Raw genomic sequence first — 11,453 nt, 5'->3', positions numbered from 1 at the left:
GTTTTCAGTCTCGGTTTTCAGTCTCGGTTTTCAGTCTCAGTTTTCAGTCTCAGTTTTCAGCTTTCCTGAGACTGTAAACTGCGACTGAGACTGAAAACTAAACCTATCTAGGGATTTCCACCGTTTCAATAATCTGTTTAATGATTTCTGAGCTTGTAATGCCTTCCATTTCACGTTCTGGTGTTACAATAACACGGTGTTGTAAAACTGGAATTGCGGCTTCTTTAATATCTTCCGGAGTTACAAAATCACGTCCGCGGATTGCTGCGAAACCTTTAGACGCGTTTAAAATTGCAATCGAAGCACGAGGAGAAGCTCCTAAATACAAAAAGGCATTTTCTCTTGTGTTTACTACAATTCTAGCAATGTATTCCAATAAATTTTGTTCGACTCTAATTTGTTTTACCAAACCTTGGTATGCTTTAATTTCGTCAGAAGAAAGAATGGTTTTTATTGCATCTAACTTTCCGTGATCTTGTAGAGAATGTTCTCTTTGAATAATTAAAATTTCTTCATTCAATTTTGGATAATCGATAGTGATTTTGAAAAGAAAACGATCCAACTGCGCTTCTGGAAGACGATAAGTTCCTTCCTGTTCAATTGGATTCTGAGTTGCAATAACCAAAAACGGTGCATCTAATTGGTATCCAGATCCGTCAATTGTGATTTGACGTTCTTCCATAACTTCAAAAAGAGCAGCTTGTGTTTTAGCAGGAGCACGGTTGATTTCGTCAATTAAAATTAAATTGGAGAAAATCGGTCCTTTTTTGAATTCAAATTCAGAGTTTTTCAAATTAAAGATTGAGGTTCCTAATATATCAGAAGGCATTAAATCCGGAGTAAATTGGATTCTGCTGAAACCAATATTTAAAGTTTTGGACAATAATTTGGCTGTAATCGTTTTGGCAACACCTGGAACACCTTCTAAAAGAACGTGTCCGTTTGATAAAATAGCCACCAAAAGCTGATCGACCATTTTATGCTGTCCCACAATTACAGTTTCAATCTCTTTTTTAATCGTATTAACATGTTCTAAAAGAGGTCCTAAATTGATTCGGGTTTCAAAATTCACATTTTCATTTGTGATCTCGCCTGATGTTGTATTGATATCGTCCATAATTGGTATGTTTTGTTTTTTTAGCCACAGATTTAAGGGATTAAAAAGGATTTTTATTGAAATGTAATAATTCTGTGTTAATCCTTTAATCTGTGGCAAATATTTTAATTAATGTATAATCTTTTCTATTGCTGTATTTATTTTGATCAAATCTTCTTCAAGACTTCCGTGATAACTATTTCGATGATCATTGATTAGTCTCACGAGATTTTCAATATCTTTTTCATCTTTTCCGGTTTTGTAATGCAATTTCTTTATAAATTCCTCATCTAATTTCGAAGTGTCAATCAAATAATCGGTTCTGATTTTTTCTAAGAAATAAATAATCTTTTTATCAATAATGTTCGTATGATCACCTTCTTGATAATATAAATTTCCAATCGTTTTGGTAAAATCTACAGTCAGATTCTGCAATGGTTTTATAATCGGTACAATGCGCTGTTTTCTTTTGGCATTAAAAATCATAAAAATCAGAATCCCTAAAAGACCTAACAACCAAGCCGATTTCAAAGCGGGTTGGCTGAAAATATAACGCAACGGAGAACTTGAAATTCTTTTATCGTTGAAGCTTTTATTGTACCAGAATACATTTCCTTTTGTAAAATACGAAAGGACATTTTCTGCATATTGGTAATGGTCATTTTTCAGCAGATTATAATTGGTAAATGCCACTGGCTGTGTGTGTAAATACAAAAAGCCGTTTTTGTATGGAACTTCAATAAAATTAATCTGCCGTTTGTTTTTATTACTGTTTTGATAACCTAACACTTTTGTGTTTAAAGTATCTATTTTAGAAAAATAATCGCTTAGGCCTGTATTAAAAGTATATTTTTTGGTGCTGACAATTTTATTGGCCATCCAGACAGAAACATTTTCCGAAGGTAAAAAATCGGTTTTTAGTTCAATCTGTAAAGAATCAAGTAATACTTTTGGAAATGCCCTCATGCTTAAAAAGGCTTTATTTCCATGCGAAACAAAATATAAAATCTCTTTCATAGACTGTTCGTCAATATTGTTCGCTTCAGAAATATTGATAAAAGTACCTCTGATTTTATAGGTTTCGACATTTTCGGCATCGTCATATTGAGCATCTAAAAACTCGTACGGCGTTTGAGTTGAAATTTTTTCTACTTTTTGATTCTTGAAAAAATCTTTGATTTCGTGGTCGAAAATGTATAATCCAAACGGAATTTTATCGTTTACAGAATAAGTGGGAGTCCAGTCAATAGGTTTTGGTTTCCCTTTGTCTGTGAGCAGTACTAAACCGAATATAAAAACGAGAATAGCAATGTATATTTTTACGTTTTTATCCATTGCCAAACATTTTTAAAGCATTTTTAAATCTATTTTGGGTCTTTCTAAACACAATATCATCAATTTCAAATTCGCCATACCAAATGTAGTTGTACAAATAAGAGAGATACATGAATTCTTCTTTGTGAACAGGTTGTTGCAATTCGTATAAATAATCAGAATTGGTTTTTTCGATATCCCATTCAATATAATTGCTTTGTGCCATTACTTTTAAAAGCCATAGATAATAATAGCGGACAGCGATTCTTTTTTCGCCAGCTTCAATGCTTTCTTTGATTAGTTTTTCGAAATCTAAAAGATGAATGTTTTTCTCGGCATCAGAATAAAAAATGGTTTTTTTATTGGCGTTTTTTCCAAAAATCCATCTTCCTTCTTGTTTGGTCAGCGCTTTTGCAATAAAATAAATTAAAGCAACAACTACCAAAACCATAATAACTCTGAATAAAATAACCACAAAGTCAAGTGAGGTTTTAACGCTTTTAAAATTGAATAATTTAGCAAATAGGTTTGCCAGCCAATGTTTAAAATGATCCCACCAGTTTTTTTCAGGAGCTTTGTATTCGTATACAAATTCAGGATCCGTATATTTTTTCTTGAAATTTTTATCGAAATGTTTTGCTGTTACTGGTCTAGAATCAATTTGAATATCCTTTTCGGTATATTTTATAGTACTAATTTTTGGAGGATCTACAGGTACAATGACAGAATCCTGAGCTTTAGAAACACAGCAACAGAAAAGAAAAGATAAAATAAAAAATAATCTTGTCATTGTTTGGTCTTAAAGTTTTGCGGCGGTTAAGGAATTTAATTTTTTGTGCACTATAAAAGGATAAACCAGATAATAAAATGAAATAAGGGCAAGCGTAAATAAAATGATAAAACTGCTTAGCCAATTAGGCATATCAATAGAATATCTAGTAATAAAACCTTCCAGAAAACCGGCACTTATCGTAAAAGGAAAAGTACTCAGGAAAATTTTAAAACTGTTTTTAAAACCAATCTTAAAAGAATTTACTCTGGAAAAAGTTTTAGGAAAAAGAATAGAAGCGCCCAAAATAAATCCTGTCATGGCTTCAATAACAATAGCAAAAATTTCCATAGAGCCGTGAATCCAGATACCTCGTACACTTTTCCAGAAAACATTTTGCTCGTAGAAGAAATATTGAAAAGAACCCAGCATAATACAGTTTTGAAGGAAAACAAAAAAAGTACCTATGCCAGCAAAAATACCATAGAAATAACATTTGGCTCCAACATACAGATTGTTTACAGTAATGCCTATAAAACTTCCCCAATTACTACCGGATCCGTAAACGGCCATTGGATTTCCTTTTTTGATGTTTTCTAAAGTCATATTTACGTACTCGTCCCCTAAAATCAAACGGACAAAGTCTTGATCGTAACGGGCAGATAGTACACCAATAGAAACCGTCACAAAAAATAAAGCAAAGGCATACAATAAATATCTTCTGTATTCATAAACCAACAGCGGAACATCAATCTTAAAGAAATCAATAAACTGATTACTGTCGGTGCGTTTGGTTTTGTAAATCTTTTGATAAATTTGAGAAGCAAGATGGTTGAGATACACAACCGTTTTACTTTTAGGGTAATACGTTTGGGCATACGCTAAGTCATTCATCATTTGAATGTACAAATTAGCTAATTCATCAGGATTTTTTTTAGCTTTACCGAAAATTGCCAGCTCGAATTCGAGCCATTTTTCTTTGTTTTGTTTTATAAAAGCGATTTCTCTCATTGTAGGCTAAAATATAAAATATGTCAGAATTATCTATTAACACGACGCAAAATGTCAAAATAAATTTTATTGCTGCAACTGTAGGCGAACGATTAGGGGCTTTTTTCATTGATATTGCTATCATTGTCTCTTATATTTATACGGTTTCATTGGTTGTTTTTGACCTATTACGGGTTGACCGATTAATGTTTAATTTGGATGGCTGGTCCAAAGGAGCTATTTATTTAATTATCTATTCACCCATAATTGTCTATTCATTAGTTTTAGAAAGTATTTTTGAAGGACAATCGTTTGGAAAGAAACTGGTCAAAATTAAAGTAGTAAAAATCGATGGTTACCAGGCTGGATTTGGTGATTATCTGGTTCGCTGGTTTTTTAGGGTTATCGACTTTTTCAGCTTTTTTGGGCTTCCGGGTTTAATTACGGTCATTACAAGTCAGAAATCACAACGTTTGGGCGATATGGCAGCAGGAACTGCGGTTATTACTTTGAAAAACAAAATTAATATCAGTCATACTATTTTGGAAGAAATTGGAGATGCATATGTACCAACTTATCCTTTGGTAATAAAGCTTTCAGATAATGATATGCGAATCATCAAAGAAACCTACCAAAAGGCAGCTGCTAAAAATGACCATGAAATTATTTACAAACTGGTAGCAAAGATTGAAAGCGTAACAGGAATTAAAAATCAGTCTGGAAATAATAATGATTTTATTCGAGTGATTTTAAAAGATTACAATTTCTATACACAGCACATGTAATAGTTTGGACTAAGAATTGAAAAATGTTTTTTCTTTTGAAGTTATATTTTTTTATATTTAACTGATTGTTAGTTTTTAAGAGTGAAATTAAACTTCGAAAATATGAAAAATAGAAAGCCTTTCCTTATTGTTTTAATGTTGCTTACATTCATTTTTAGTTTCGCTCAAGGCGGAAAAAAATTAGATAAAATTATAAAACGAGATTATCAGATTATTGAATGTACCATTTCAAAAATGTCTGATAAAACAGTAGAATATTCCCTTCCAGGCGAAACATTAATTATTGCTTTAGATATTTCTCAAATTGCTAAAATTGATTTTGCTAGTGGTCGCTCTCAAACTTTTGATATAAGTCCTGGAAATACTACAGCATCAAATTCCTCAATGGTGGTAGCCAGTATGAAGGTCAATACAATAGCAGTTCTTCCAGTTCCGTATTTAAATTCAGATACACAGGAAAGTTCAGAAGAAATGGCAAAATTTGCTCAAAATGATCTTTATAACAAACTTCTCGATAAATCTTCAAATATCCTTCCGCTGACAGTTCAGGATTTAAGAACCACAAATAGTTTATTGCACAATGCAGGAATAGACTATAAAAATATTGACGAAACACCAATCGAAGATCTCGAAAAAATACTTGGCGTAGATAATATTGTCGCAGCAAAAGTTTCGTATACGATTGGTACAACAGCAACTTCGACCACTTATAACAGCGGCAATGCAAAAGTGAGCGACAATAATAAAAAAGTAAAAACAAACGATGTTTCAACTACAACATCAAATAATCAGAGTTATTATTACTATACTGTTTATTTTGATATGTATAAAAATAAAGACAAAATCTACTCTCAAACCCGTAAACCCTTTTTGGCAGTAAAAGACAGCTGGATGGATTCTGTTAGTTATCTATTAAAAAGAAGTCCAATTTATGTTAAAAAATAATTCAAGAAAACGAAATGGAAAAATTCAAATCTAAAATTGACCTATGGCTGGCATTGCTATTAATTATAATTTTTGGATTAGCATTGATACAGTTTGCTTATGATAAAAATTGGATAGGTTTTTCCTTTATGTTTTGTATCAGCGCTTTCATTACACATATGTTTGCTACTACTTTTTATACGATCGAGAGAGACAAACTGCGAATAAAATGTGGCTTTCTTATTGATTTTTCGATTGATATTAAAAATATAAAAAGTATTTCCCAAACTTTCAATGTTTTAAGTTCACCTGCGCTTTCACTGGATAGATTAGAAATTATGTATGGAAAATATGACTCGATTTTAGTTTCTCCGAAAGACAAAATAAGATTTACAGAAGCAATAAAAAGAATAAATTCTGAAGTAGAAATAGTATTAAAAAAATAGGAACAATACTAAAATCTCTGCACCTTTGCATCTTTGTAACTTAATAAAAAATGTTTCACTTACTAGATATTATTGGGACAATGGCGTTTGCTATGTCTGGCGCTTTAACGGCAATGCATAAAAAACTGGATCCGTTTGGGGTTTTTATTATTGCATTTGTGACAGCAGTAGGAGGAGGAACGCTCCGAGATGTTCTGATTGGAAGAACTCCAGTGGGTTGGATGCGTGATATGCAGTACGTTTATGTCATCATTTTAGGTTTTTTTCTGGCAATTCTTTTTAGAAAAAGGTTTGATAAACTAAGAACTTCTTTGTTTTTATTTGATACGATTGGACTTGGGGTTTTTACTTTGATTGGTCTTGAAAGAGGACTTTTGACAGGACTTCATCCGGCAATTTGTATTGCTCTTGGAACGATGACCGCTTGTTTTGGAGGAGTAACTAGAGATATTTTGTGCAACGAAATTCCGAACGTTTTCAGAAAAGAGATCTATGCGACAATCTGTATTTTTGGCGGAATCGTTTTTTTTGGTTTAAGAAAACTCAACCTAAACGAAGATATTTTATATCTGGTTACATCACTTGTGATTATCGTCATCAGACTTTTGGCCGTTAAATACAAATGGCACTTAAAAGCATTTGATCATATGTAGTTTAAAATGACAAAATATACCATAAAAAAATACAGTAAAAACGACTTTTCTATCTGGAACGATTTTATCGATCAGGCTAAAAATGCTACGTTTTTATTTTACCGTGATTTTATGGAATATCATAAAGATCGGTTTGAAGATTTTTCACTTTTAGTGTTTGAGGAAGAAAAACTAAAAGCCGTTCTTCCTGCTAATAGGAAAGGAAATGTGGTTTATTCTCATCAAGGTTTAACTTATGGAGGGTTGGTTTTTTCTGCTAAATTAAATGCTGAAAAAGTAGAATTGATTTTAGATGAAGTTTTAGTTTTTTTGAAAGAAAACAAGGTAGAAACTTTGTATTATAAACCAATTCCAAATTTTTATTTTTCAGAAGGAAATACAGCAATCGAGTTTTTTTTATTGAAAAGAGGAGCGGTCTTAGAGCGAAAAGAAATGAATCTGGCAGTTAATTTATCGATTCCATTAAAAATTTCGAAAAGCAAATTAAAACACTTTCGAAGAATTGAAAACCTTGATTTGGATATAATCGAAGAACAGAATTTTGATCCCTTTTGGGTAAAAGTTTTAGAACCTAGATTATGGGAAAAACACAATGTGAAACCAGTTCATTCTATAAAAGAAATAAAATTTTTAAAATCGAAATTTCCTCAAAATATAAAACAGTATTCAGCATATACAAATAATGAAATCATAGCTGGAATAACCATATTCGAAACAAAAAATGTCGTAAAATCGCAATATGGAGCAACCTCTAAGATAGGTGAAAAATTGAGAGCTTTAGACTTTTTATTCATTAATTTAATTCGGAAATACAAAGACAAGGGAAAGTTTTTTTTGGATATGGGAATTGTTGATGAAAATAATGAGTCAGGATATAATAATGGACTTTTGAAACAAAAAGAAGAATTAGGCTGTACTGTTTACAGTCAGGATTTTTATAAAATTGAAATAAAGTGATATCTTTTTTAGACCTAAAAAAAATAAACGAACCGTATGAAACTGCTTTTCAGGAAAAACTAAAAGCGGTTTTAGATAGTGGCTGGTATATTTTAGGAAAAGAAGTGGAAACTTTTGAAAAAGCTTTTGCCGAATATTGCAATTCAAAATATTGCATTGGAGTGGCAAACGGATTGGATGCTTTAACTCTTATTTTTAAAGGATATATCGCGCTAGGAAAACTGCAGAAAGGAGATGAGGTTATAGTTCCTGCTAATACTTATATTGCCAGTATTTTAGCTATCTTACAGGCAGATTTGGTTCCGGTTTTAGTCGAGCCAAGATTAGAAACTTATAATATAAATCCGGATTTAGTTGAAGAAAAAATTACTTCAAAAACAAAAGCAATTTTAGCCGTTCATCTATATGGACAATTGGCCGAAATGGAGAAAGTAAATGAAATTGCATTAAAACATGATTTAATTTTAGTAGAAGATTGCGCACAATCTCACGGAACAATTAACAATAAACAATTAACAATAAACAATTTAAAAAGTGCTGCCGCATTTAGTTTTTATCCAGGAAAAAACCTTGGGTGTTTAGGAGACGGTGGTGCCATTACAACAAACGATGCTGAATTAGCAAAAGTGCTTTTTTCACTTAGAAATTATGGCTCCGAAAAAAAATATGAGAACAAATATATTGGCGTAAATTCAAGATTAGACGAATTGCAGGCTGGTTTTTTAAACTTGAAATTGCCGAATTTAGATACGGATAATCAGAAAAGAAGAAATATTGCAAAACGCTATTTGGCTGAAATTAAAAATGAAAAAATAGAATTGCCGTTTTGGGATTTTTCGAATAATCATGTTTTTCATTTGTTTGTGATTCGAACGAAAAACAGAGGAAATCTTCAGGAATATTTAACCCAGCATAATATCCAAACCTTAATTCATTATCCGATTCCTCCACACAAACAAAAAGCTTTTGTGAAATGGAATAATTTGTCTTTTCCTATCACCGAAAAGATTCACAATGAAGTTTTAAGTTTACCGATGAGTCCGGTTTTAACAGCATCTGAAGTAGAATTTATTATAGAAGTTTTAAACCAATACTAAATTGAATTTCTACAGAAAAATAATCCAAACCAGTTTGTTTAAGATTACTTCTTTGAACAGTTTGAGTGTGGCTCTAAAAATTGGAATTGGTTTAATTACTTCTAAAATTTTAGCTGTTTTTGTTGGCCCAAGCGGAATGGCTTTAGTTGGTAATCTTCGGAATTTTTTAACTTCGTTAGAAAACATTTCGACTTTAGGTTTCCAAAATGGCATTGTAAAATATGTAGCCGAAAATGAAAAAAGTAAACAAGAATTTCAAAAAATAATAACGACTGTTTTTATAACTCTCCTAGTTACAGCACTTTTTTTAAGTGGTATTTTGTTCTTTAACGCCGGTTATTGGAACACTAGAATTTTTGGAAGCAATACGGAGTATTTACTTGTTTTTAAAGCTCTGTCGCTGGTTTTACCATTTTATGTAATGTCTATTTTTTTTATTGCTGTAATTAACGGTTTGGGCAAGTTTCAAAAGGTAATTGGAATCAATATCATTGGAAATACAATTGGGTTGTTAGTTTCAATTTTTTTGATTTTGCAATTTAAAACAGTTGGCGCGTTGTTAGCTACTATAGTCGCTCCAGCGTTATTGTTTTTTGTAACCTTTTATTTGATTCAAAAAGAGATTAAGATTTTTCAAATCATAAAACTCCCTTTTTTTGATTTTCAAGTCTTAAAAAATCTTTCTTCATATTCCTTAATGGCTTTGGTGTCATCAGTTTTTGGACCAATTGTATTTTTAGCAATTCGAAATCATATTATTCAGGATTTAGGAATTGAACAGGCTGGATATTGGGAAACCATAACACGAGTTTCAACTTATTATATGCTTTTTGTGAGCACTATCTTGACGGTATATTTTTTACCGAAATTGGCAAAAGCATCCACTTTGTCAGAAACCAAAACGGTTTTTTGGCAGTATTATAAAGTTATCCTGCCTCTTTTTGTTTTGGCATTAACAGTACTTTATTTTAGTAGATATTTTGTTGTAGAGGTTATTTTTACCAAAGAATTTTTACCCGTTACCAATTTATTTTTCTGGCAGCTTTTAGGAGATGTTTTTAAAGTCTGTTCCTTAATTTTAGGATATCAGTTTTTTGCTAAAAAATTAACAACAGCTTTTATAATTACCGAATTGTTTTCTCTGTTGCTTTTGTATTTTTTGAGTTTGTTTTGTATTAAAGTGTTTCAAATAGAAGGAGTTGTGATAGCTTATGCCTTTCAAAATTTAATCTATTTTATTGTACTTTCTATATATTTCAGAAAAAGTCTTTTTTAGTTATCGTTCCATTTCTGAATATATTTCTGAGCAATTTTTATATAATGATGTTCCCTTTCGATAAAAACTCTGGCACGTTTACCGATGGCTATAATCTCTTCGGGATTTTCAATTAAAGAAGACAATTCATGGACTAAATAATCCACATTTGGAATAGCATTAATACAGACTTTTTCCGAAAGATTATAATATTCCATAAATTCAGTTTCAGCATTGGTAAAAACAACTTTCCCTTTTGCCATTGCCTCTAGTGCATTGTATCCCTGATCGTATCCGTAAATTTGATCTAATAGAATATGAGAACGATTATAAAGATTAATATATTCTGAATATGGAACACTGCGAACAGTAATTATTTCTATTTTAGAAGGATATTTTTTCTGAATAATTTCTAAAGCTTTTTCAAAATAATCATTTCCTTTTTTAAAATAATTATCATTGTTGATACCATGAAAAATAATGATTTTGTCCTCAATATTGATTGGTTCAAATTGAAGTTTATCAATGTTTATTGGGTTTGGAATTAAACCTAAATAGTTATCATTTCCTTTTAACGGAAAATGATAATCCAAATCAGAAGCTATAATTCCGTTACAGTTTTTATAAATAAACTGATGAAGTTTTAAAAATGATTTACGACGAAATTTTAAAGCATTTGAGAAAGATTTTCCATCAATTTTTTTGTTCAGATATAACTGAATTACAGATTTAAAAGAAGGATTTTCGAAACAATATTTCACGTTCAAATAATCAAATCCGCAACTTAATAAAAACAGCTTTTGATTGTTTTTTAAAAGACTAGAAATAATTTTCTTTTCAAAATAAGGAAGACAATGAAAACTGTTTTCGTTTATTAATTGTACCACATCAAAACCGGAACATTCTTTTTCGAATTTCAAGTATTGACGATAAGTAAAATAAGAGCTGATATCGAATCCAGTAAGTTTATAAACGGCAACTTTTATCTTTTTCAGCAAACTATTATCCCATTTTTTTTGAATAGGATAATCGACAGGAAAATTTTTAAAACCATCATTTTGGCCAATAATAAAAACATCGTGGCCCAATGCAAGCAAACCATCTTTTAAAGAATTGTGCAGATGACTGTATTCTCCTACCAGTAAAACTTTCATTTATATGTATATT

General features: G+C 31.1%; 12 protein-coding genes. 7 read left to right on the top strand and 5 right to left on the bottom strand.

Translation table 11 applies throughout. The features are described 5' to 3' along the window. Positions 1–103: 103 nt before the first annotated feature. The 4 genes from BM289_RS17625 to BM289_RS17610 all read right to left on the bottom strand — a co-directional run bounded on the left by BM289_RS17625 (position 104) and on the right by BM289_RS17610 (position 4,190). Positions 104–1,117, bottom strand: coding sequence for an AAA family ATPase (locus BM289_RS17625; RefSeq protein WP_091495993.1), 1,014 nt, complete (start codon positions 1,115–1,117; stop codon positions 104–106). A gap of 108 nt (positions 1,118–1,225) precedes the next feature. Beyond that, complete coding sequence (locus BM289_RS17620) at positions 1,226–2,431, bottom strand: DUF4350 domain-containing protein (protein ID WP_091495991.1); 1,206 nt, start codon at positions 2,429–2,431, stop codon at positions 1,226–1,228. After that, complete coding sequence (locus BM289_RS17615; RefSeq protein ID WP_091495988.1) at positions 2,424–3,200, bottom strand: DUF4129 domain-containing protein; 777 nt, start codon at positions 3,198–3,200, stop codon at positions 2,424–2,426. Before BM289_RS17615 ends, BM289_RS17620 begins: the two co-directional genes overlap by 8 nt. A gap of 9 nt (positions 3,201–3,209) precedes the next feature. Further along, a complete protein-coding gene (locus BM289_RS17610; RefSeq protein ID WP_091495987.1) occupies positions 3,210–4,190 on the bottom strand; it encodes a stage II sporulation protein M in 981 nt (326 codons plus the stop codon). A 20-nt stretch (positions 4,191–4,210) separates the two neighbouring features. Here BM289_RS17610 and BM289_RS17605 point away from each other — a divergent pair, with 20 nt between their 5' ends. The 7 genes from BM289_RS17605 to BM289_RS17575 all read left to right on the top strand — a co-directional run bounded on the left by BM289_RS17605 (position 4,211) and on the right by BM289_RS17575 (position 10,307). Continuing rightward, complete coding sequence (locus tag BM289_RS17605) at positions 4,211–4,954, top strand: RDD family protein (protein ID WP_091495985.1); 744 nt, start codon at positions 4,211–4,213, stop codon at positions 4,952–4,954. A gap of 102 nt (positions 4,955–5,056) precedes the next feature. Then, a complete protein-coding gene (locus BM289_RS17600) occupies positions 5,057–5,899 on the top strand; it encodes a hypothetical protein (protein WP_091495983.1) in 843 nt (280 codons plus the stop codon). 14 nt (positions 5,900–5,913) lie between these two features. Further along, on the top strand, positions 5,914–6,324 hold the full coding sequence (locus BM289_RS17595; RefSeq protein ID WP_091495981.1) for a PH domain-containing protein: 411 nt from the start codon (positions 5,914–5,916) through the stop codon (positions 6,322–6,324). Between the two features lie 50 nt (positions 6,325–6,374). After that, positions 6,375–6,977: a trimeric intracellular cation channel family protein gene (locus tag BM289_RS17590; RefSeq protein ID WP_091495979.1), complete on the top strand. Its 603-nt coding sequence runs from the start codon at positions 6,375–6,377 to the stop codon at positions 6,975–6,977. Positions 6,978–6,983: 6 nt separating this feature from the next. Continuing rightward, entirely contained in the window at positions 6,984–7,934 is a 951-nt protein-coding gene (locus BM289_RS17585; RefSeq protein WP_091495977.1) for a FemAB family protein, read from the top strand. Next, the gene (locus tag BM289_RS17580; protein ID WP_091495975.1) at positions 7,931–9,031 is read left to right on the top strand and encodes a DegT/DnrJ/EryC1/StrS family aminotransferase; all 1,101 of its coding nucleotides are present in this window, start codon (positions 7,931–7,933) and stop codon (positions 9,029–9,031) included. The genes BM289_RS17585 and BM289_RS17580 overlap by 4 nt, the downstream gene beginning before the upstream one ends. 1 nt (position 9,032) lies before the next feature. After that, positions 9,033–10,307, top strand: coding sequence for an O-antigen translocase (locus BM289_RS17575; RefSeq protein ID WP_244165409.1), 1,275 nt, complete (start codon positions 9,033–9,035; stop codon positions 10,305–10,307). On the opposite strand, the gene BM289_RS17570 is transcribed toward BM289_RS17575, so the two are convergent. Continuing rightward, on the bottom strand, positions 10,304–11,440 hold the full coding sequence (locus BM289_RS17570) for a glycosyltransferase (RefSeq protein WP_091495973.1): 1,137 nt from the start codon (positions 11,438–11,440) through the stop codon (positions 10,304–10,306). The genes BM289_RS17575 and BM289_RS17570 overlap by 4 nt on opposite strands. Positions 11,441–11,453: the final 13 nt, after the last annotated feature.

It is taken from the genome of Flavobacterium phragmitis (assembly GCF_900112575.1).
GTDB lineage: Bacteria > Bacteroidota > Bacteroidia > Flavobacteriales > Flavobacteriaceae > Flavobacterium > Flavobacterium phragmitis.
Note: the sequence above shows the minus strand (reverse complement) of the source record. Positions and strands in the feature narration are given on the sequence as shown.